Genomic DNA, 24046 nt, shown 5'->3' with positions numbered 1-24046 from the left:
GCTGCTCCTACTGTATATGGGAAGGTTACTTTACTTCCGCCAGTACTTGCGGTAAACCAGCCATTAAATGTATGTCCGGTTTTTACTGCTTCTGGTTCAGTTGTGATCGCTTCTCCTGGGAAGCGAGTATATGTTGCCGTTGCAGTGCTGCCACCAGTTCCAGCATTCATACTCACTGTTACTGGGGCAATCAATCCGGCATTGATAGTATCAAAGCCGATTGCACTAGGAGTTAAGTTTGATGTTGTTGCTTTATCATGAATGGCAGTCGCCGTAGGTGTACTACCACCACTTGTTACCGGGCTAAAACGAATTGTGTCATCAGTAACTGGGTTCGTAAAGACAATATCTACATTTTGTGCTTTATCTAATCCTAAGAAGGCATAGCTGCCATCGACACCATCTATTGTTTTAGTCGTCGTTGTTTCGATGACAGTTGTTGTCCCCGCTTCCAGGGCAACGACTGTCACGCCATTACGCCCAGTTTCTCCAACATCTTTCAAACCATTTCGATTAGTATCATTGAACACTTGTCCTTTTACCACACCGGTTTTTAAGCGAATTGCGATTGGCTCACTGTTTTTATATCCAGCTGAGGTTATTTCACCAGCGCTATTTTTTAATACAGTGTAAATTCGACTAGCATAAATATTAGTTAAACCTGCATGTAAATCAGCATCTGGATCACTTAATAACAATGGAAAACTAAACGCTTCGTTGAATCCATCCGGGATGATACTGTCAGTCACAATTTTTATCATACGAATATCATCTTTATTAGTAATTACGCTCCAAGGGACAAAGGCTGCCGAGTCTTTATCAGTTGCATAAGTCGTCGCATAAAGAACTGTATAGTTTAGTGAACCAGTTGGTTGAATTTCTGTATCAATGGAAGCTGTCCAAGTAAAATCATTCACTTGCAAATGAAGATTCTTATTAAAATCTGATACATTTACCGGCTTCATATCGGTTGCCTCTCCCGCTTTAGGAATTGGAATTAATACTGTATAACCATCTGCACTACTCCCTGAATTATTAGCAACATTTACTTGATACTTAGCATCACCCTCAGGGTTTAAATCAATAACGGTTTGCTGCAGACTATAATCGTAACTTGTCCATGGTCCATTATTCAAGTTAGCTGCGGTTGTTACAGTGAAGTCTTTTTGTGCCGTAATTTGCAGTGACTGCATACTGCTCATCGTCCCCATAATTTTATTAATATCTCCGCTACCGTCTACATTAAACTTATTTGGATTATTTGTAGCAGCCGTCGTACTTCCTCCAGTTTCACGCAAAATTGTCGTATCAATCGCTTGTACATACATTAATTCATTTGCCGGAATGGAAGTTGATGGTGCAGTGTTTTTGATTTTTACATCATAGCTAACAACTGCTGTTTCAGTATTAAAATCGGCAGAAACCCAACCAAGTGGTAAATCATTTAAGACTATCTTAATGACTTTATTTCCAGTATTATCAACTGATTGAATTGGAACCAATGTTCCATCAGCTACAGAATAAATTTTCCCTTTATTTGTTATCTTAATGCTATTTACGTCAATATTAAGGTAGGCGCCTTCACGTAAATAGAACTCAAACCCTTTAAACTTGTTAATATTAGTTGTAGACCACCCTCTTAAAGAAAATGTACCCTTTATTGTCGAAGAATTTCCAGCTAAATTATTTGCCGGAATCGTTTGATTATTTGCGAAAACAATTGGTAAATCTGTAAACTTAGTTGTTGAAATAGCTGTCTTAGCATTTGCCCCATCAAAGTCACCATCGTTCAACGGAACAGTAGCTATTTGAAAAGACCAAGATTTTGATGTTGGCATTGAAAGCACAGTACCATAAATTCCTGAGTCAATACCACCCAGATTACTATATATAGTAGCATATGAGGCAGTTAGTTCTTGAACTAAGTAAGTTACCTCAGTAATATATTCATCTGCATCAGTTACTCCAAGCGCCTTCAAGTTTAAACGGTATCGGGCAGTTCCAGTACCACCATATCCTGGCGACACAGCAGCAGAATCAATAGTAAAGGTATTTCCTTTATTTGTTTTTACTACAACGTTTTTAACATCAACATTTAAACTACTTGGTAAGTCAACTGCTTTCACACCTATATCAGGACTGTCAAAAGTAAATCTAACTAATTGATTAGTAACTTTTTGACTTTGCGGATTTCTTAGATCAATTGCACCAATAAAATTAATTCCTTCAATACTTGATTCCATATAGTTTGCTTGTGCAACATTTACAGAATTATTATACACAGCAATTTTATTTTCAAAAGGACTCGCAATATTTAAACGGTATTGCGAAGCAACTCCATTGCGAATATTAGTTGTAATAACATTTGACTTATAGGGTTTTGTAACACTATCAGCTGCATTTGCTGATATTAAGTAACTATCACCAGGTTGTGCAGCAACTGTAGGAGTAAACTTTATTGTTACTTTTGGTGTACCATTTGCAGCAATTTCTTTTAAAGTAATATATAAAATATCTTTTGTTGCATTAGTGGTTGAGTCAATACTATATGTACCGGTTCCATTAGGCAATGAGAAATCAACCGATTCAACTCCAGCTCTTTTATCAATGTAAAACTTATAGGTCTGTTCTTCAAACAAATAGCCACCGTTATCAGAGTAAGTATTAAACCCGCCGCGGAAATCATAAGTAATAGTGACTAGTTTCCCTGGCTCACCATAAATACTTGTAGCTGCAGAATATAATCGCGCACCCATTCCCACTGTATCAGTAATAGTAAAGTTCTCAAGTGTTTCTTCGTCAACTATAGTAGTAACACTGTTAACATCCTGCGTAGTTTTTACACTCAATACATCAGCAAAATCTCGACTTCCAGTGAACACTGCAAATGGTAAGTCAAATTTTATCTTTACTGGGACTAGTATATTAGTAACTCCTGGTGCAACATCATATGTTAACACACCACTGCCAATTTGTTGGCCATAAACCGTACCATTTGAAATAAATTCGGCACCAATGATTCTTCCCTGTAAATCTGTTGGTAGTAACGACTCATTAAATGTCCAAGTCGCTCCGCTACCTGTTAATCCTGGAGCACCAGCTAAAGTTAAACTGTCATTAATAGCAATAACAATTTTTCGATTATTAACATCAGTATCACCACTAAAGCTCGCTTGAATATTAAACTCAGACGGAGTTCCGGCAATAACTCCTAATTCTTTTGAAATCGAAGTATTTCCACTTAAATCAACACCATCAAAACTGGCAAAGCCAATCGAGAATGAAGAAATTTTCGAAAACACAGTCGGTTGATCCGTTTCCGACTCAGCCTCAACATCCGCATCAAGATTTTCATCACTTACCGGATCCTGAGCACTCGTATTTTCTTCGCTCACTGTATTAGTTTCGCTCGCTTGATTGTTATTGCTAAATGCAAAGACTGATAAGTCAGCCTGCATCGCTACAATTGCTGCAAGCAGCATACTTGTAATAATTTTAACTATTTTTTTCATAGGAATTTTCCCCCTAAATATATATTTTTACAATATAATTATCCTATTTGATCTCATCATAAACAATCAACGTATAGTGGACATTTATGAAATTTGTGTATATTATTTTTTCAAAAGACTCACTACTTGACGATAAATTTTATTGGTAATGCCATAATGAATCAACAGTAAAATAAGCGGCACTACAATGAGGCCTGCCAATAAGGTATTAAGTGCTAACCAAAACCATGAACTAGCACTCATAAAATCAAAAGCATTATCGGTATAAGTGTCATGAAAGACGCTTGCTTGTCCGGACTCGCCGTCGACAGCAAAAATCTCATTATTACCAATAACAGTAACTGCCACCGATGTTGCCACTGCATCAACCGTTGTAAAGGTCAGCAAGTATTGACCTTCACGATTTTGAATTTGGCTGGCATCAACGCTGATGATTGGCAGTTCTTCCAGCGTTGTAGTGCGCCAAGCCTTGGCATTGGCGCTGCTAATCCAAAACGCGTCAGTTGCATCAGCAACTTGTTCTGGGCTGATTGAAATTGGCTCGGCGTTTATCGCAATATTGCCTTGGATGACGGTGTCGTCCTTCGTCACCGTTATCCGTACTTCTTTATTAATTGTCTGGCCATTTTCTTCGTATTCAATCGTCACTGAATATGTGCCGGCATCTTTGCCTTCGCTGTAAAGCCGGTGCAATTCCTCAAGCATCGCTTCTTGCTCGCTTTTCGGCAACGCTTGAGCTTGAACCAAAATCAGGTTACTCACTGAGAACACCAAACAAAACAGAACCGCAAAACAAACTCTTAATCGTTTCATGCTATCCCCTCCACCACTAACGGCAGAGTGATATGCAACCGCACACCATCTTGATATTCGGCAAACGAACAAGTTCCACCATTAGCCTCAACCATATTTTTAATTGTAAACATCCCGATTCCAGTTGAATAATTATCTTGATTGTTGGCATAATAGAACAGATCAAAAACCCGCTCAAAGTCAATTGCCTTAGTATCAGCAACATCATTATAGGCAGTGATGTGTACTTGCCCGTTATCTTCATAAAGATCCAACTCAAAGATACCGCCCGGTTTGGTATACTGCGCCGCATTTGACAAAATATTATGAATAATCTGTTTTAACTCAATAGCATTTATTTTTATTATCATTTTTGGTGGGGCAATCAATTCATAAGTTACACCCTGTTCCTGAAATACCGGTAAGAAAATTCGCAACAACTCCTTGGATGTAGCTACCAAATCAACTTCCTGTTTAGTCATTTGGGTTGCATTGATATCAAGAATCTTTAAAACATCAACCATCTCATTCATGATTTTATCGACACTCTTTTGCAACAACTCTACCCGGTGCAATTGTTGTTCATCATCCCGCAAGTCGATTTTCAATTGATCAATCTGCATCTGCTCAATTGAAAGCGGAGATTTAATATCATGAATCAAAGCCCGTACCAAGTTAATTTTATCCTTGTATTGTTCATGCTTACTTTTTAGTTCGCGCTCTAGCTGACTGTATTGCACGCCAAATGTAGTGATTTTACCTTCTAAATCGGCCGAAAAATGACTCAGCTCCTCGGAAATACTATCATACTCACTTTCTGCATTACCGGCAGCAACTTCACTCAAACGATATTCCTTCAGCTTAAAAATATTATCCCGCAACCGCTGCAACGGCGAAATCAAACTCCTGAACATAACAAAAATAAGGACGATAATCAATCCACTTAAAATGACTACACTCCCAATAACAATATATAAAATCAATTCAAAAAATGACTGCGAACTATATTTATAAATAGCCATCCACACTTGATAATCAGTGCCGTTGAAAACATAACTATCGCGCTCTTGATAGTTCAGAGCTTCACTATCAATAATTCCATCAAGCTTGTTAAAATCATCAATTGGCATCGTTGAATAGATTGTCGTATCACCGCTCAACACCACCAACTCAAATTTATACTCTTCCCGCAATGCGTCAAATGCCACAGACTTATCAGGATTCGAACCCTGCAAAACCGCCAGAATATCCGTTTTGACCGTTGCCGCTCGGTCCTCAGCAGTACTCTGATAAATCCCTGGAATATTCAACAGAAAAACATTTAACAAAATAATTAAGACAATATAAACCGCAACAACAGCAAAAAAGATAAAACGACTTCGTTGCTTATTCAAGCCATTCATAGCCTGCACCTCGAATCGAAGCAATGCTTGATATCTGTAATTTTGCTCGCAATTTTTTTACATAAGTATCTACTGTTCTGGTATCAAAAAATCCAACATCAGCCCGCCAAACTGATTGCAAAATTTCTTCACGGGTCAACAACCGGTTTTTATTGCTCAAGAAAAACGTCAATAAATCAAATTCTTTCTGTGTCAATACAATCGATTCACCATTTTTGGTAATTCGCTTATTTTTATTCTCAATCTCAATATTTTCTGCACGACTATATAAATTTTTCACCGGCACAATCGTATCACTACTCATAGCGATTTCGATTCGTTTTAGCAAAATATTAATTGGCGTTGATTTTTTCAAATACTCATTAGCAAATAAATCCAAACAACGCAGTTCATCTTGTTCATCATCAGAACCAGTCAAAATAACAATTCTGGTACGTTGATCATACTTACGAATGATGGTTAACAACTGCGAACCGTCAATCGTATCCATTTTCAAATCACTCAGTACCAAATCATATGGACTCTTTTTAAAAAGGACTATACCCTCCGCTGCACTTTTCACAGCATCAACAGCATAGCCTTCATTCAAAAGTAAGTCAGCAAAAACATCACGATAAAAATCATCGTCATCAACAAATAATATTCGTTTCATAAAAATCCCCCCGGAAACTATTCTTAGGCTAATTGCTTACTATATAAATTAACCCAATCCTTTTTAGCTTACTTAACAATACCAATAATGTCAAAAAAGTTATTATGTGAACACATCAATAGCCCTATTACTTACTCTCATTTTAGCAAGTCATACCAGGTCGGACAAGGGATTGAATGTGGATGATTATGGAGTTTGTGTACAAAGAAAAAAAGCCTGCGCCGAACCCGGCGCAGGCTTTTCAACTTCTCTATAAATTGTTACAATTCGGCAATAATTTCCCGCAATAACGGCATATCATGCACTTCATATTTTTCTTTAAAAGCGGCAATCGCTTCTGGCGTATGACCTAACGCTTCATCCAACACCAGCGATTCAGTTGGCAGCGGACCAAGATTGGCAGTTTTCACATCAATAATGACCGGCATGTCACTTTTAGCTGCTTCAGTAAAGGCAGCTTCCAACTCTTCAGCAGTTTCAACCCGGAAGCCAACACCACCACACGCCTCAGCAAACTTAGCAAAGTCAGCATCAATTAAATCAACACCAAATTTTTGTTGTTCAGTCGCTTCCTGTTCAGCTTCGATGAAGCCAAGCGAATCATTACTGAACACTACATTAATAGCTGGCAAATGATATTTAATTTGTGTTAAGTAATCTTGCATTACCATTGCAAAAGCACCATCACCATTAATTGAGAATACTTGTCGTCCCGGATAACTCAACGATGCGGCAATTGCTCCCGGTAAACCAAATCCCATAGTTGCAAACCAACCAGAAGTAATAAAACGTTGTTGCTCATTCATCTCAAGCAAACGTACTGATTGAGTTGTTGAGTTACCGACATCAACTGAGAATACAGCATCTTTTTCGGCAATACGATTGATTTGTTTATACACAGCCTCAGTGCGAAGTGGTGTACTGGTATCATCCATAAAACCTTGCAACCATTTCCGCCAATTCTGACGGTTGATTTGGCAAGCTTTCAGGAACGCGGTTTCGGCTTTGCTGCTGCCGCGAACTACAAGCTCGCGCATCACACTGCCGGCATCCCCTAAAATACTGACATCAACACTATGACGTTTACCAAAGTTAGCAGCATTAATATCAATTTGAATACATTTTGCATCTTTGGGAAATGCTTGTGCAAATGGAAAATCAGAGCCAATTAATACCAGCAAGTCAGCAGCATTAATTGCTTCAACTGACGGTTTGGTACCAAGCCGCCATAACATCCCCATAAAGTTTGGATGATTATCCGGCATAATTCCTTTCGCTAATACTGATTGAATCACTGGCATTGAAAAATGCTCAGAAAGTTCAATTAATTCTTTCCGTGAACCGCGAGTTCCTTGACCGGCAAAAATGACCGGCCGCTCAGCAGCCTCGATTAATTGCACTGCTTCAGCAATCGCCTCAACATTATTTATTTCCGGATAAGCTTTTTTATAAGCTCCCGCACTTGTTGCATAATCATCGGCAATTTCCACATCAGCTAAATCAACCGGAATCGTTACTACTGCAACACCGTTTTGTTGATAGGCAATTCGGATTGCTTCATCAATAATCCGCGGCAAACTTTCCGGTGTCATAACTGTCCGATTGTACACACTAACATCAACAAACATCGGGTTTTCATTCATCTCTTGAAAATAATCATAATTCATAAATTTAGATGCAACTTGACCAATAATTGCCAAAACCGGCACATGATCCATTTTAGCATCATATAAACCATTAAATAAATGGGTTGCCCCCGGTCCGGCAGAACCAAAACAAACACCAATTTTTCCAGTCAGTTTTGCATCCGCTGCTGCAGCTAAAGCACCCACTTCCTCGTGGCGTACTTGAATATACTGAATCCCCTCACGTTCCTGGTACAAAGCGTCCATCGTTGTATTTATTGAACCACCGGGTACACCATAAATATGATCAACACCCCAGCTTTCCAATACTTTTACCATCGCTCTCCCAGCCTGAATAGTAGCCATTATTCATCAATTCCTTCCTATCCGTAAGTAAAAACTTATCGTATATTTATTATAACGCTGTTTTGTGAAATTGTGTTCAATGACGCTTTTAAAGAAAAAAAAGAGCGCGTGACAGCCAACCTGTCACACGCTCTAAGCACTCGTCGCGAGTGCTTTCATCGTCGATATTCAAAAACCGTCCCATCGCTAAAATGAATCTCAACCTCATACTTTTGCCAGCCCGATGCAACCGGAAAGGCCTTATCTAACTCGGCAAAGATTGCTTCACTGCTCATATCCGGACTCAAACTAATCAAATCCAATTGTGCTTCAATCTCCGCTACTGCGCTGCTGCCCTTCAACTTACTGCCGGTACGCTCATCTTCAATTTCACCATCAATACCGTACCCATTATTCTTATACTCAAGTTGGTAATCGCCATTGATATACTCAACTTCAATCTCCAACTGATTAATGCCGGCATAACCATCAGTACTTGCTCCATTACCATTGTAATCAGCATAACTATTACCTTTGCCTAAATTAACATGTCCATCCGGCAGCAAAATAATCTTCAATTGCAGATGATTATTATGTGTCAGCGACTTCAAAATCCCGCGCAGCTGTTCTGACGATTGCTGCGCCCGCGCCGCAATCCGCTCACTTTCATCCTCAGTGAAGCCCAGCTTCACCCACATCCCGCTATCCTGAAATTTGCTGGCAATACTACCAGCGTTTTCAATGCTAATACTCATACCGGTAACCTGTTCAATATCTTCACGACTTACCAGCACAATTTGCTTGCCGGTCTCACTGCTGTTACTGCCACCTGTCACTGCATTATTCGCGCTTGTTGCCTCCGGAACAACCGCCGGCTGTGGCTGTTCACTCGGTGTCATCATTGCATACACCCCATATCCTAACAATGCTACCAATAATAATGCTGCAATACTGCACCCACCAATAATCCAATACTTCTTTTTCAATTTATTCGCCTCTTTCTATATAAAAAAAGCTCTCACACCTAAAAAAGTGTAAGAGCTTTGAGCCGTCACCGGCAAAGGGTTCTTCTATATAAGAGTATAGCATACTTTATCATAGAAGCGCTTTATTCCCATAAAATTCTATTATCTTTACAGAGTTACGATAACTGTATAAAAATCATGGAATCGGATTGCCATCATAATCAGCAGGCAGTTCATCAACTATTTTTCCTTCACGGGTTCCAAAGCCAATAAAAACTTTTCCGCTTGCAGGCAACACAATCTTCAACCGGACACCACTATCTTCAGCAATTGCTTTCAGCGCTGCTAACACCTGTTCAGGCGCTTGTTCCACACGCGCCGTCAGTTTTCCAGCCTCATCCACTGAAAACCCTAACTGCGTCCATACTGCTGAATTATTGAAATGGGCAACAAAAGTGCTAACCCCTGATGTGCTTAAAACACTTCCGGTTACCCGTTCAAGTTCACTTTTATCGATGAAAACAATCTGTTCTTTAGCCAGTCTTTGCTGACTGGCAGTCACGGTCATCGCGTTTGCTGTTGAGGCCATAACTGCAACTGCAGCAACCAATAATAAAAACACTGCCGTAACCCTCAGTTTCTTCTTCATAAAATATCTCCTTATTCAAAGAATACTCCCCTTGCTTTTCCTGCCTTTAGTATATCATCATCGATATTTGCCTGCAATCCTTCTACCACAAAAAAAACATCATCTTTAAAAGATGATGTTTTTTAAATGCTTATTTTTGTTTTCTTTTCACAACCACAATCGCTCCAAGAATTACAAGTCCGGCACCGATTGCCAAGAATAGTTCCGGCTGCTGACCAGTTGTCGGCAAGCTTGGATCAGTGTTATTATCAGTAGTTACTTCAATCGGTGGCACATCGTTTGCGCGCCATTGTGCATACAAGGTAACATGACCAGTTAAAGTCATAGCATCGCCTGCATTATATGATGTTCCACCACCATCTGCTTGCGTATTCCAGCTAACAAATGCATGGTTATCTTTTACCAGATTACCACAATCCAAAATAGTTGCGATGTTTTCGGTAGGTATGATGTAATCAGTAAGATCAATTGGTTCTGTTCCACCGGTATGGGTGTTCCCATGATAAGTAACATGAAGACACTCAGCCCATTGAGCATACAAGGTTAAATTCTCAGTAACTGTAATTGATGCATTAGCAGCATAACTAGTTCCGCCACCATCAGCTTGTGTATTCCAACCAATGAAACGATGCCCGTCTTTTTCAAGGTCACCTTTACCAAGAATTGTTGCGGGATCATTTAAATCATAAGCATTGCTATCAACTGGTGCTGTCCCGGCAGTATGCGTATTGCCTTCATAAGTAATCGTGTAACTATCTGCCCAAATTGCATAGAGGACCATATCATCATTAAAACTAATTGCATCGGCAGGATCATATCCAGTTCCGCCGCCATCAGCTTGCGTATTCCATTCAACAAATGTTTTTGTTGCATGACTCAAATTAGCATCATCACGAACCGTTGTTGCTGCGCCATAAGTGCCAACTGCATAGTAGTCAACAGGTGTTGTGCCAACATAATATTCAGTACCATCATAATCAGTAAGTGCTGGTAAAGACCAAGCACCACCATTGCTATTATAGGTAATTTGACCAATCTCAACCGCGCCAATATCAGATTTTGCAGTACTACGGGTTAAATCACGTTGATCAACTGCTACCCCGGCTGCTCCAGCCTTATTGCTTGCAAGTCCAAGTGTTGTTCCATTACCAGGAATAATCAACAATGTTGGAACTGTGTAGTAGTAACTGCTTGAAGGATTTCCAGCTTTCACTCCAGAACCATTAGCACTTGGAGTTGGTGAAAATTCACCAAATACATTAGCGTAATCTGGTAAAACATAAGTTGTCGAACCATTATCAAGTCCAATATTGTTAACATTAGTACTCGCAGTGCCGGCGAAATTTTGGTATTTAGAAGTTGTTCGCTCATCACCATTAATATCATAAACTTTATTGCCTAACAAGATATTGTTAGTCATATAAGCTCTAGCTGTTCGTGCCAATGCCCCACTACCGGCAATTGCGCCACCAGCTTGATTTTGACCGCTATAATAATCATGAGCTTCATTTTGAGCAAAAGTATTATTAGTATAGTTATATGTTGTTGCCGTCAAAGCTGCACCATTGGCAAACATTTGAATTGCACCACCGCTACGGCCAGTATCATTTCCGGCTCCATAAGCTTTATTGGCAAAGAAAGTAGAATTGGTAATATTGAAAACAGCATTCTCTTTCCCTTGCAGCAACAAGGCCCCACCATCATCGTCAGCAGTATTATTCATGAAAGTTGATCCATCTATATTGAAAGTACCACCAGTTGATAAATCAAATACAGCAATTGCTCCACCATCAGAGTGAATACTTACTCCAGTACCCGGTCGTGAAGCATGATTCGCTTCAAAGAATGAATCTTTAATCAAACTCGTTGATGCGCCACCAGCGTAGTTTGATGAAATTGCGCCACCGCGACCGCCAGAAACAGCACCCGGTGCAATTGCCCGGTTACCACTGAAGTATGAATTGTTAACCTCAAACTTTGCCATCAAGAATTTAACAAAAATAGCTCCGCCATCATATCCTGAACCAGCGGCAGTATTATTAATAAATGAGTTGTTATTAAGAATTAAAGTATTCGGTGTTCCCTCAGCGTTGATTGCTCCTCCGCCGGTACCACTAATGTTATTTTCAAAAGTTGAATTATTAACCGTATACAAAACGCCACCGCTATTGCTTAAAGCACCATATCCGGCGATATTATTAAAAGTCATATTATTGATAACAAAACTTTTACCAGAACCATTCAGTTGAATTCCGCCACCGACATTACCCCAAACCGGGTAGCCGTTGCCATCAAGTGAAGTCAATCCTTGTAAAGTCATATTTTGAATAGTTACCAAACCTGTTCCGTTGTTGGTAACATTGAAATGTTTTTGACCAGCAAGCGGCAATAAAGTAACACCGTTGCCATCAATCGTAATATTATAGTTATGTGGAATCGTTAAATTAATTGCACTTGTGAGCGTAGTTGGAAAACTTGCTCCCAAAGTAATTACTTTATCCATTTCAGCCTGTTGTACAGTATCAATCAAATCTTGAATTGAGTTCACTTCAACATTCGCTCCGGGAATTAAACTCATCGGCTGAATAGCAGCTGCTGTTGCACCCGCTTCTTGGTTATTATCACTTGAAGTATCTTCACCATATACTTCATTGTTATCTGAAGTTTCAGCATTCTCAATTGAAGCTTCTTCATTCACTTCAGACATATTATTATCAGTTGATGTGGCAAATGCATTTACTTGTCCCGGAACGAGAAAAAGCAATGCGACACACAATAATGCAGCAAATTTTTTCATAAAAAAATTCCCCCTAATTTTTATATACAAGCAACTGCCAATAGTGATGTATTGAGCTATTGCTACACCCTTATTATACAGACTTATTCAACGAATTGACAGTTAGAGTCCACTCTAGTTTCGAACGTATTTAACGGTAAAATGATGCCAATATTGTAATCATTACAGTAGAAAAACACAATTTGCGACATTTGCATTTCGGGGAAAACTAAAAAGAGCGCAAAGCCTGTGGCTATGCGCTCTTAACAATTCTTCAAAATAACAATTTCCCATACTCAATCCGGAGCAAAAGTTATATAATAAATAGGTACGAGGTTTATTATGAAAAGATTTAACATCAAAACTGCTATAGGCAGTCTGAAATTTATTGGTCCGGGATTATTGGTAACTGTTGGTTTCATCGATCCCGGCAACTGGGCTTCAAACATAGCTGCCGGTTCGACCTATGGCTATGCGCTTTTGTGGACGGTAACACTCTCAACAATTATGTTAATTATTCTGCAGCACAACGCTGCTCACCTTGGTATTGTAACCGGGAAATGTCTGTCGGAAGCAACAACCGCCCATACCCCAAAATGGATTGGTCGACCGGTTTTATCAACTGCGGTCATCGCATCGATTGCTACTGCAACAGCTGAAATCTTAGGAGCAGCAATCGCTCTACAGATGCTAACCGGCTTGCCGCTCATTTTTGGAGCAATGCTGGCAACTGTTGCTATCATCTTTTTCTCATTCACCAACTCATACAAAAAAATCGAAAAAGTCATTATGTTATTTGTTTCGTTAATCGGTATTGCCTTTCTCTTTGAGTTAACTCTGGTAAATATTGACTGGCCGGAAGCGATAAAAGCTTGGGTTACACCATCTATTCCACCAGGTTCCATGGTCATTATAATGAGTGTACTGGGAGCAGTGGTTATGCCCCATAATTTATTCCTGCACTCGGAAACCATTCAAAATCAAAAAATCAACTTAGAAAGCGAAGCAACAATTGAAAAACGACTGCAATATGAGTTTGCCGACACACTAGTTTCCATGATTATCGGTTGGATGATTAACAGCGCCATGATATTAGTCTCAGTCACCTTCTTTAATAAAGGAATCGAAGTGACTGAACTGGCTCAAGCCGAACAACTGCTTGTTCCTTTGCTTGGCAACGGCGCCGCTATCGTCTTTGCTGTCGCCCTGCTCTTCGCCGGCATTGCTTCAAGCATCACTGCCGGTATGGCTGGTGGCAGCATCTATGCCGGCATCTTTGGCAAATCATATGATGCTAAAGACAAAACTTCACGCCATGGCATCCTGATTACCCTGCTCGGCGGCCTCTTCGTGATCTTCTTTATCGGCGACCCCTTCAAAGGACTGATTATCTCGCAAATGCTGCTTAGCATTCAATTACCAATTACCATCTTCCTTCAAATTTACCTCACCTCATCCGCTAAAGTCATGGGCAAACATAAAAACTCACTCCAAATGACCATTGCCCTCTGGACCATTGGCGGCATCGTCACCATGCTCAACATCTTCCTGCTTATCTCACAATTCATATAGGAGGTCACATATGCGCACCTATTTCCTAACCAGCCCACGCCTCAACTTTTCATTTTGGCAAAAAAGCGACTGGGAATCAGCCCTTAAACTGTGGGCTGATCCCCAAGTAACCCACTACATCAGTAATGGCGGCATGAACACAGCGGCAATACAACAACGCTTACAAGCCGAAATCAGCAACCAACAGCAATTCCAAGTACAATACTGGCCCCTCTTCAGCCGCACTAATAACAACTTCGTTGGCTGCTGTGGCCTGCGCCCTTATGGCAACAAACCCGATTGCTACGAACTCGGGTTCCACCTGCTGCCACAATTTTGGGGCCAAGGCCTCGCCCAAGAAGCGGCACTTGCCGTTATTGACTACGCCTTCACCAATCTCAATGCTATTGCGCTTTATGCCGGCCACCACCCCGATAACGCCTCATCGGCGAAGCTGCTGAACAAACTCGGTTTCACCGCGATTGGCAGCGAACTCTATCCGCCAACCGGCTTACAACATCCACTTTATATTCTTGATAAAAAATAAAAAAAGCATCGACGAAAGTCGATGTTTTTTTACTATTCATTCATTAATTTCTTTACCTTATGAGCAACTACAAGGTTATAAATTGCACAGCCGAAGAAAACTACAAATGGTAGCACTCGTAACGCTGCAAAAAATGTTTGTATAATAACTATACCTACTAGTTGCATACCACTATAACTACTCCATAAATCTGGAGTCAAGTACCATGAATTTATACTTCCCAATACGCCTGTCTGAAAGAGTACAAAATAAATAATCATTAGCAAGCCCCAGAGCGATGCTTGCTCATACAAGCGTTTATATCTTTCCTTGCTTGATTCAGCATCTGAAAAAATATCCAGCTCTTGATTTTGTTCATTTGCCGGCAGGAAGAACTGCATACCACTGTACCGACTTCCGCCTGCATGCTTCCAGCCACTATCTTCAAACAAAGTCAGATAAGCATAATAGTCAGCACGCTTATTAAACTCATGATAATCAATACGATAGTTTCTTGTTTCTGGGGTAATCTTTTCAAAGGTATATACACTAAACATATTGTATTTAACCATCCCCCAGCCCTGCGCTGCCATCTGATTCAAATACTGTTCTTCTTTTTTCATATCAACAAATATTCTGAATTTCTTCATCACTTGACCTCCTATAACAAACTATCAGCAACACTCAGCAAATGCTTAATACGTTCAGTTTCCAAGCGCACTACATCTTTACCGGCCGCAGTTAGAACATACACCCGGCGCCGCTTATCTTCACCCGGTACCTCAACAATTAACTTCTGCTTCAGCAAATTCTCGGTAGCACCATACAAGGTTCCGGCCGCAATCCGTACCCGGCCATCACTCAATTCCTCAACTCGCTGCATAATCGCATATCCGTGCAACGGTTCTAACAATGACAACATAATATAAAACGTCGTTTCCGTTAACGGCAAAATTTTATTAATATTCACCAGCCAACACTCCTTTATATAGTTAAACTGTATAGTTGTATTATATATCGTCAAACTGTATATGTCAACTGTATATTAGGGAAAATTTAAAAAAACAGGAGCTCTCCGTCTTGGAGCTCCTGTTTTTCACCCTTCCTATCAATCATAAGGAAAATAAATATTCTGTTTTAGCGCGGAATATGGGTGGGGCTGCTTGCCTTGTTCCAAAATTACTTTTTCAAGGTAATCGCGCACCCGCCAAACATTAGTAGGACTGACAATATCAGTCATTTCGATAATTGCTTCCAATTCAGTCTGCTTAATTCCTAAAACTGCCTCAAGTTCTGCCAGGCTTAGTCCGGAAATTTCTAAATTGATTTGCAGCTCACGACTGGTTTCTAATAGTTGATTGGCATTCAAACTCATCCGTTATCACCTTCCATATTTTACTTATCCAAGTACGCTTTAATTGCTTTATGTAACGTGCCAATTGGAAATTCTTTATTACTAATAATGGTTATATTGTGCTTAGTCATCAGATTATACGAGCTAATAAATCGAGTACCGGGATCAAAACCGATAAAATATGGTCGGGTTGGTTCTAAAAACCAAAGTCCGTAACTGTAACATTCATCAACTAACGGCTGAAGCAGTTTGCTCCGGATTGCATCATCAATCCGTTGATCATTCAGCAATCCTTGCCAAAATTTATGCGCATCGCCGCCGGTCGTGAATGCGCCGCCGGCACCACTGCCTTTGGCATCAATACTGTAAATATTAGTATAATATTCATCATGCTGCTCATCCCAAATATATCCTTGGGCACAATTTGCCGGTAATCTATCTAATTGATAATAACCTGTTTGCGTCATGTCGTACGGTTCAAAAATAGTTTGTTGTAAATATTGATCAAACGCCATGCCGGTTACTTGCTCAATGATTGCCGCCAATACAACATAACCGCTATTTGAGTAGTTGAATATTGTCCCACTTTCACTCTTCATAGGCTTTTCGATAAACAATGGTACAAGGTCAGCATTTTTTCTTAGGCGATAATTGGGAAAATCAATAAATAGTTCCGCATAATCATCTAACTCATCTTCGTCAAAATAATCAGGAATACCGGATGTGTGAGTTAAAAGTTGCTCAACAGTTATCTTAGGATTAATTTGCTGCCAGTCAATCGGCAAGCGCTCACCAATCGTATCAGTAAAGTTTAATCGCCCATCAGTAATTAACATCAAAATAGCTGTTGCTACAAAAACCTTGCCGGCCGAGGCACTGCCAAAACGAGTCTCAAGATTATTTTTTCTCTGATTAGCAATATCAGCATATCCATAAGCCTGATTAAAAATAACAGCATTGTTATTGGCAACATGAATAACCCCGCTAAAATCCTCAGGAATCAATTGCATTATTTCTTTCATATAAAGCTCTCCTTTATTTTTTTCGAAAAAAGTTAGACTATCATGCTTCCACCTCACTATTATCATTCTAACACTTTCTTTGGGAGAAAGAAATAAAAGAGCCGCAGCAACTGCGGCTCTTTTAAAATTTTTTTATTTGTCTAAGCCTTCACCAGAAAACGCCTTACGCATAATCTCTTCCATATCTGCAACCATTGGCAGACGTGGGTTGGCTGGTGAACATTGATCTTCATAAGCATTCATTGCCAATGTCGGTAATGCTGCCATGAATTCTTTTTCGTTAACGCCTTGAGCTTTCAGACTCATTTCGATACCAACTGATTTTGCTAAATCAATAACTGCACGACGGAATGAGGCAACGCCTTCTTCCGGAGTTGAGGCTTTTAAACCTAATGCATGAGCAATTTCTTGGTAGCGCTCATCGGCATTGTAGTATTCGTATTTTGGCCAAATCGCTAATTTGTTCGGACGAGTTCCGTTGTACTCAATAACGTATGGTAAAAGGATAGCATTTGTACGACCATGCGGTGTATGGAACATACCACCGATTTTATGAGCCATTGAGTGAGAAATACCCAAGAACGAGTTCCCGAATGCCATACCGGCAATAGTTGCTGCATTATGGATTTTTTCACGTGCTTCTGGATCTTCAGCACCATTATCTACTGAACGCTTCAAGTATTTAAATACTAATTTAATCGCTTGTAATGCCAAACCATCAGTATAATCATTTGCCAATACCGAAACAAATGCTTCAGTTGCATGAGTTAATACGTCCATACCTGTATCAGCGGCAACGTGCGGTGGCATAGTCATTGCTAATACCGGGTCAACAATTGCTACTGTTGGGGTTAAGGCATAGTCAGCTAATGGGTATTTTTTATTTGCTTTAGTATCAGTAATAACCGCAAACGGTGTTACTTCCGCACCAGTTCCCGAAGTAGTCGGGATACTGATCATTTGGGCTTTTTTACCAAGCTCTGGATATTTGAAAGCTCGCTTTCTAATATCCATAAATTTTTGCTTAAGGTCATTAAAGTCTACATCAGGGTTCTCATATAATAACCACATAACTTTGGCAGCATCCATTGGTGAGCCACCGCCAAGGGCAATAATCGCATCTGGTTCAAAGTTACGCATAATGTCTAACCCTTTATAAACTGTTTCTACACTTGGATCTGGTTCTACTTCAGTAAATAACTCAATATCAACATGATCACGACGAGAGTTTAGTACATCAGTAATCTTTTTAACGTATCCTAATGTCCACATACTGCGGTCAGTAACGATCATTACTTTACGTAAATCTTTCATTTCAGCTAAATATTGAATTGAATTTGGTTCGAAATAAATTTTTGGCGGAACTTTAAACCATTGCATATTATTGTTTCGTCTCCCTATTCTCTTAATATTTAATAAGTTAACTGCACTCACGTTATTTGAAACTGAGTTTGAGCCATAAGACCCGCAACCAAGTGTCAATGAAGGTAAGAAAGCATTATAAATATCTCCGATACCGCCTTGACTTGAAGGTGCATTCCAGATTAAACGGATTGCTTTAACGCGAAGTCCGTATTCTTTAACGATATCTTCGTTTGCAGAATGGATAACTGCCGAGTGACCTAATCCATGGAATTCAACCATTTGTTCTGCAAGTGAAATACCATCTTCAGTATTTTTTGCTTTTAACATCGCTAATATCGGTGATAATTTTTCGCGAGTTAACGGTTCATTAGGACCTACTTCTTTACATTCAGCCATGATAATTACTGTATCTTCAGGAACTTTAAAACCAGCTTGCTCAGCAATCCATGCTGCTGGTTTCCCAACAACAGCAGCATTCAGCTTCGCACCGGCACAATTTTTATCATTAGCGGCAACACCAAAGATAAATTCTTCTAATTTTTTCTTTTCAGCAGCATTGGCAAAATACACTTTGTATTTTTTAAACTCTGCTACGGTTTCATCATAAATTTCTTTATCGATGATTACTGCTTGCTCTGATGCACAAATCATACCGTTATCAAATGATTTTGATAAAACAACATCATTGACTGCACGTTTAATTTTAGCAGTTTTTTCAATATAAGCAGGCACGTTTCCGGCTCCAACACCAAGCGCTGGTTTACCACATGAATAGGCTGCTTTAACCATTGCATTCCCACCGGTTGCAAGAATTGTAGCAATTCCCGGATGGTTCATCAATTCGCTAGTCGCTTCCATTGATGGATACTCAACCCATTGCACACAATCTTTTGGCGCACCGGCAGCAATCGCTGCGTCGCGTACGATGCGTGCTGCTTCTTTTGAACACTCTTGTGCAGATGGATGGAAAGCAAAAACAATCGGGTTACGTGTTTTCAAAGAAATCAACGCTTTGAAGATTGCTGTTGAAGTCGGGTTTGTTGTTGGCGTAATTCCGCAAACAACACCTACCGGTTCAGCAATTTCCACAATCCCGTGTAATTTATCTTCATTGATAATTCCAACTGTTTTTAAATGGCGCATACTGTGGGTTACATGTTCACATGCAAACAAGTTTTTTACTGCCTTATCTTCAAAAACTCCACGGCCGGTTTCATCAACGGCAAGTTTAGCTAAGTCCCCATGTTTATCAAGAGCAGCAACCGATGCTTTCTTCACAATATAATCAACCTGTTCTTGATTTAATTCCAAGAACGCATCAAGTGCTTTTAAACCCTTCTGTACGAGTTCATCAACATGCTGTTTCGGATCTACTTGAACCTCTTTTTTTGTACTCATTAAAATACCTCCTGAACTATTTAGTGATTATCTTCACGAGTGCATTATACCGCGTTTAAAAAGTCAATGCAAATAAAAACCCTCATGAAAACGCTATTTTGGAAAAAAATCACAATATGTGAAAAAGTGCTTGTGTTCAATCGTGAAAAACCGCCACAATATCACAAAAACAACAAATATTACCCAGTTGTGAAACATCAAAAAAAGACTGAAAAATTCAGTCTTTTAATTATTTTTATAAGCCTTAAAACACAGACTGGCATTCTGTCCGCCAAATCCATATGAGTTCGAAAGTGCCACATTTATATCTGCCTTTTCCGCCGTTTTCACAATATTCAGATCGCATTCCGGATCGGGGTTTTGCAAACCAACATTCGGTGGTAAAACACCTTGCTCAATCGCCTTGGCACAAATAACTGCCTCAGTTGCTCCGGCACCACCAAGCAAATGACCAGTCATAGACTTAGTCGAACTCACGGCAACCGTTTTACCATACTCACCTAAAGCATCTTTAATTGCTCCGGTTTCATACTTATCATTAATCGGTGTAGAAGTTCCATGAGCATTGATATAATCAACGTCCTTCGCCTCTGCTCCGGCTTCTTTATAAGCCAGCTGCATCGCCATACTTGCCGCCTCACCGCTTGGATCAGGACTGGTAATATGATAAGCATCCGCCGTCGCACCATATCCGGCAAGCTCAGCATAAATCTTTGCCCCGCGTGCCAATGCATGTTCAAGCTCTTCAAGCACCAATACAGCACTACCTTCACCAAGCACAAAACCACTGCGTTCAGCATCAAAAGGAATCGAAGCCCGGTCCGGATTATCAACCTTAGTAGTTGCCATCATATTATTAAAACCGGTTAAAGCAATTGGCGTTTCCACCGCTTCTGAACCGCCGGCAAGCGCCACATCAATATAACCATGTTTGATCGCCCGGAACGCTTCACCTAACGCATGCGCCGAACTGGCACATGCTGAAACCGGTGCAAAGTTCATTCCTTTAAAACCATATTTCATTGCAATCATACCGCTTGCCATATTGGCAATCAACATTGGAATAAACAATGGCGAAACCCGGCGAATGCCTTTATTCACCATAGTATCATAGCCATCTTGAAAAGTTTCAATACCACCAATCCCGCTGCCGACAACAACGCCAACTCGAAACGGATCCAAATCACTAAAATCAGTGCCAGTGTCCTGCATCGCCTGATACGCCGCCTCAATAGCATACTGCGTATAACGATCAGTACGTTTCAATTCTTGATGTGAAAGCGAATGCTCAGGATTGAAGTTTTTCACCTCAGCAGCAACCTTTACCGGAAACTCACTAGTATCAAAACGAGTAATCTCAGTGATTCCATGTTTCCCCGCCTCAATATTATTCCAAAATTCCTCAACCGAATTTCCGATTGCAGAAACAACTCCCAATCCGGTAATGACAACTCTTCTCATAGCAAATCTCCTTTAAAATAAAATTCAGTCACACATTCCCCTTGCGCAACTAATCATTAGTCTTATTATACTAAAAGCACCAATCAAGCGCAATGAAAAGACACCTTTTGCGAAACCTGCGGCCAAGGAAAAGACGGCGCTGAACGCGCCATCTTTTCTAAAAAAATTCTCTAACCAACTTTTGCCAAATCATCTGCCAAACGCCAATAAGCATCATTCACCATATTTTGTCTGCAACGATACCGATTAACTTGAATTTGCAAAAACTTTGACATCATTTCATCTAAATCATCATATTGCAGCAATGGCATATCCCGCTCTAAAAGCTGTTCATTAAACTCTAAACCATCCTGACAAAATTGACTTATACCAAACCGACCATTCTTGCCAAAGAAAAATTTATAATGCGAATCTTCATTTTCATAATAAGTCGCAAACACTTTATAATTACTATTTACAAACTCAACATCTTCAGCACTAATCTCCGACTCTTCAACAAAATCAAAATCATCGCCGCCAAACCACTCTTGCACACTTTCAAAAAAACCAACGATGCCTGTTGCACGGGAAATATCCAATCCTTGGCACCATATCAAACGACCATCAGAAAAACCATTACCTACCTTAGTATAGAAATCAACCAAATCCTTTGGCAGTTCAAAGCCAATCTCACTCGCCGCCGCCGCCAACTCCTCAGCAGTTGCTGGCTCACTTACAGTATACTCCAGCTCATTTTCAATGACTTTTCTATGCCGCAAGAAAGCATCCAGTAAACTTTCACCGGCAACACGCACCGCAGCTTTATTCTGCGGTAAAGTATATTGCCCGCTAGCCACAACATTGATATCAGCAATATCCTGATAAATAGTACTATCAGCCATCGGAATATTATTATCAACAATTGTTTGCAGCACTTCCTTATAATAAGGCAGCCATTCCTCATTTTGTTGCGCTGCAAGCTTATACACTTGCACCCGCAACTCTTCCTGTTCAGCGGTAAACAATGGTTTATCATCAGCTAAATCAGCAATACTAAAAAGTACATTCAAATGCTCCATTGCCGCTGTCATATCACCACGCGCATACTCCGCCTTAGCCAAAAGAAAATACGCATTACGCAAGGCAAAACGATTCAGCGCGTCAACCGGCTGAATCCGTGCCACAAAATCCACTGCCGCCTCATTATAGGCTTGCTTAGCGACAACAATCTTATCATAATACTTACCATCAGCTTGTTGCCACTCAATGATTTCCCGCTCCATCATAAATGAATCAGAATGGGCACCTAAGGCAATCATCTGGAATAATAACTCTAGTTTGAAACCATACCACTCATCATCAGCACCATCTCTGCGCGCGCGTCCTAAATAAGTATATGGCATTGTTTTATCCGCCTGCATACCCTCATTCATATCAAAGGCAAACGCATACTTAGTTAATAGCAAATCAACAACCCCGAGCGAACCCCAGGCACAAGCAGTCATCAAAACTGAAGCCCCGCCACTGTCAACTTCGTCAATCATCGACTTTCCTTTTGTTAACAACAACTGCAAAGCATTGACATTATCAACCCGCGCTGCACAATGTAAAAAAGTATCACCATGACTATCTCTCACCGTATAGTCTAACGTGCCATCAAGCACACCTTCGAGTTCATCATTGTTAAACTCTGTAATCAGTTGGAAAATTTGTTCAGTATCCATTTTATCCCGCCTTAAAAATTCTCCCCCCGCTACCATTATTGTAACAAAATTATTATTAACATGTTGTGTAATTTCTTGGGATAAACAGAAAAAAGCGCGGTCAGCAACCGCGCTTTTTTTACATTTTATTAATAACATTGCGTACCAGCGCAACAAAATCTTTGTGCACCCGGTTAGCAACTTCCATGACTTCATGATGGCCAAGTTTTTGGTCCAAAATACCGCAAGCCATATTGGTAATACATGAAATACCAAGCACTTGCATCTGAGCATGATTGGCTACAATTACTTCCGGAACCGTCGACATCCCCACTGCATCAGCACCAATAGTGCGAATGTAGCGAATTTCTGCCGGAGTTTCGTAAGCAGGACCCATCCAGCCGGCATAAACGCCTTCCTTCAAAGTTAATCCTAAACTGCTGCCAGCCTCGCGTGCAATTGCTCGTAGTTCTTTGCTGTACGGCTCACTCATATCCGGGAAACGTGTGCCCAATTCCTCGATGTTTTCACCAATAAGCGGTGACGTACCCATTAAGTTAATATGATCGCTGATAAGCATCAAATCACCGGGTGTTAAAGTATCAATGTTGATACCGCCGCAAGCGTTGGTAACAATCAGCTTTTTCACACCCATCAACTGCATAATCCGAGTTGGGATAGTAATTGTCTGCATTGACTCACCCTCGTAAAAGTGCATCCGCCCTTGTAAGGCAATAACTACTTTTCCTTCAAGTTTACCAATGACGAGATTGCCGGCATGCCCAACAACATTTGATTGTGGAAAGTTTGGAATTTCTCCGTAAGGTAGTACCACCGCATCTTCTACTTGATCAGCTAAACTTCCAAGCCCTGATCCTAGAATTAAACCAATTTCCGGTTTATAGTCGGTTTTACTTTCAATATAAGCAACGGCCTCTTTAATCTTTGTTAAATAGTTACTCATTTGA

At 40.2% G+C, this 24046-nt stretch carries 18 protein-coding genes; 2 read left to right on the top strand and 16 right to left on the bottom strand.

The annotated features are described in order from the left end of the window. The 8 genes from FEZ08_RS10460 to FEZ08_RS10425 all read right to left on the bottom strand — a co-directional run. A partial coding sequence (locus FEZ08_RS10460; protein ID WP_138192125.1) for an adhesive domain-containing protein occupies nt 1-3512 on the bottom strand: 3512 nt, incomplete at its 3' end. A gap of 102 nt (nt 3513-3614) precedes the next feature. Further along, a complete protein-coding gene (locus FEZ08_RS10455) occupies nt 3615-4325 on the bottom strand; it encodes a hypothetical protein (protein ID WP_138192123.1) in 711 nt (236 codons plus the stop codon). Then, nucleotides 4322-5707 carry a sensor histidine kinase gene (locus FEZ08_RS10450; protein WP_138192120.1) on the bottom strand — a complete coding sequence of 462 codons (1386 nt, stop codon included), beginning with the start codon at nt 5705-5707 and terminating at the stop codon, nt 4322-4324. The genes FEZ08_RS10455 and FEZ08_RS10450 overlap by 4 nt, the downstream gene beginning before the upstream one ends. Then, nucleotides 5691-6359 (bottom strand): response regulator transcription factor, encoded by a 669-nt coding sequence (locus FEZ08_RS10445; RefSeq protein ID WP_138192119.1) that lies wholly within the window; start codon nt 6357-6359, stop codon nt 5691-5693. Before FEZ08_RS10445 ends, FEZ08_RS10450 begins: the two co-directional genes overlap by 17 nt. A 260-nt stretch (nt 6360-6619) precedes the next feature. Continuing rightward, nucleotides 6620-8350: a pyruvate oxidase gene (spxB, locus tag FEZ08_RS10440; protein WP_138192117.1), complete on the bottom strand. Its 1731-nt coding sequence runs from the start codon at nt 8348-8350 to the stop codon at nt 6620-6622. A gap of 155 nt (nt 8351-8505) precedes the next feature. After that, nucleotides 8506-9315 carry a YusW family protein gene (locus tag FEZ08_RS10435; protein ID WP_138192115.1) on the bottom strand — a complete coding sequence of 270 codons (810 nt, stop codon included), beginning with the start codon at nt 9313-9315 and terminating at the stop codon, nt 8506-8508. A gap of 175 nt (nt 9316-9490) precedes the next feature. Beyond that, entirely contained in the window at nt 9491-9943 is a 453-nt protein-coding gene (locus tag FEZ08_RS10430; protein ID WP_138192113.1) for a hypothetical protein, read from the bottom strand. Nucleotides 9944-10073: 130 nt separating this feature from the next. Then, on the bottom strand, nt 10074-12740 hold the full coding sequence (locus tag FEZ08_RS10425) for an InlB B-repeat-containing protein (protein ID WP_138192111.1): 2667 nt from the start codon (nt 12738-12740) through the stop codon (nt 10074-10076). A gap of 321 nt (nt 12741-13061) precedes the next feature. Between FEZ08_RS10425 and FEZ08_RS10420 the strand changes: the two genes are divergently transcribed. Both FEZ08_RS10420 and FEZ08_RS10415 read left to right on the top strand, forming a co-directional pair. Continuing rightward, nucleotides 13062-14291, top strand: a complete 1230-nt coding sequence (locus FEZ08_RS10420) for an Nramp family divalent metal transporter (protein WP_138192109.1) — start codon at nt 13062-13064, stop codon at nt 14289-14291. A gap of 10 nt (nt 14292-14301) precedes the next feature. Continuing rightward, nucleotides 14302-14817: a GNAT family N-acetyltransferase gene (locus FEZ08_RS10415; protein WP_138192107.1), complete on the top strand. Its 516-nt coding sequence runs from the start codon at nt 14302-14304 to the stop codon at nt 14815-14817. Nucleotides 14818-14849: 32 nt separating this feature from the next. Here FEZ08_RS10415 and FEZ08_RS10410 read toward each other — a convergent pair whose 3' ends face one another. The 8 genes from FEZ08_RS10410 to FEZ08_RS10375 form a co-directional block, all read right to left on the bottom strand. Further along, nucleotides 14850-15446, bottom strand: a complete 597-nt coding sequence (locus FEZ08_RS10410) for a DUF2812 domain-containing protein (RefSeq protein WP_138192105.1) — start codon at nt 15444-15446, stop codon at nt 14850-14852. 11 nt (nt 15447-15457) lie between these two features. After that, nucleotides 15458-15766: a PadR family transcriptional regulator gene (locus tag FEZ08_RS10405; RefSeq protein WP_138192103.1), complete on the bottom strand. Its 309-nt coding sequence runs from the start codon at nt 15764-15766 to the stop codon at nt 15458-15460. Nucleotides 15767-15904: 138 nt separating this feature from the next. Continuing rightward, nucleotides 15905-16171, bottom strand: coding sequence for a DUF2316 family protein (locus FEZ08_RS10400; protein WP_138192101.1), 267 nt, complete (start codon nt 16169-16171; stop codon nt 15905-15907). A gap of 20 nt (nt 16172-16191) precedes the next feature. After that, on the bottom strand, nt 16192-17172 hold the full coding sequence (locus FEZ08_RS10395; RefSeq protein ID WP_199288075.1) for a serine hydrolase domain-containing protein: 981 nt from the start codon (nt 17170-17172) through the stop codon (nt 16192-16194). Between the two features lie 132 nt (nt 17173-17304). Beyond that, a complete protein-coding gene (gene adhE, locus FEZ08_RS10390) occupies nt 17305-19935 on the bottom strand; it encodes a bifunctional acetaldehyde-CoA/alcohol dehydrogenase (protein ID WP_138192099.1) in 2631 nt (876 codons plus the stop codon). A 225-nt stretch (nt 19936-20160) separates the two neighbouring features. Beyond that, nucleotides 20161-21396 (bottom strand): beta-ketoacyl-ACP synthase II, encoded by a 1236-nt coding sequence (gene fabF / locus FEZ08_RS10385; RefSeq protein WP_138192097.1) that lies wholly within the window; start codon nt 21394-21396, stop codon nt 20161-20163. A gap of 170 nt (nt 21397-21566) precedes the next feature. Next, the gene (locus FEZ08_RS10380; RefSeq protein ID WP_171015040.1) at nt 21567-23099 is read right to left on the bottom strand and encodes an ankyrin repeat domain-containing protein; all 1533 of its coding nucleotides are present in this window, start codon (nt 23097-23099) and stop codon (nt 21567-21569) included. 118 nt (nt 23100-23217) lie between these two features. Next, nucleotides 23218-24042: a purine-nucleoside phosphorylase gene (locus FEZ08_RS10375; RefSeq protein WP_138192093.1), complete on the bottom strand. Its 825-nt coding sequence runs from the start codon at nt 24040-24042 to the stop codon at nt 23218-23220. Nucleotides 24043-24046 lie beyond the last annotated feature (4 nt).

The organism is Culicoidibacter larvae, from assembly GCF_005771635.1.
Taxonomy (GTDB): Bacteria; Bacillota_I; Bacilli_A; order Culicoidibacterales; family Culicoidibacteraceae; genus Culicoidibacter; species Culicoidibacter larvae.
Note: the sequence above shows the minus strand (reverse complement) of the source record. Positions and strands in the feature narration are given on the sequence as shown.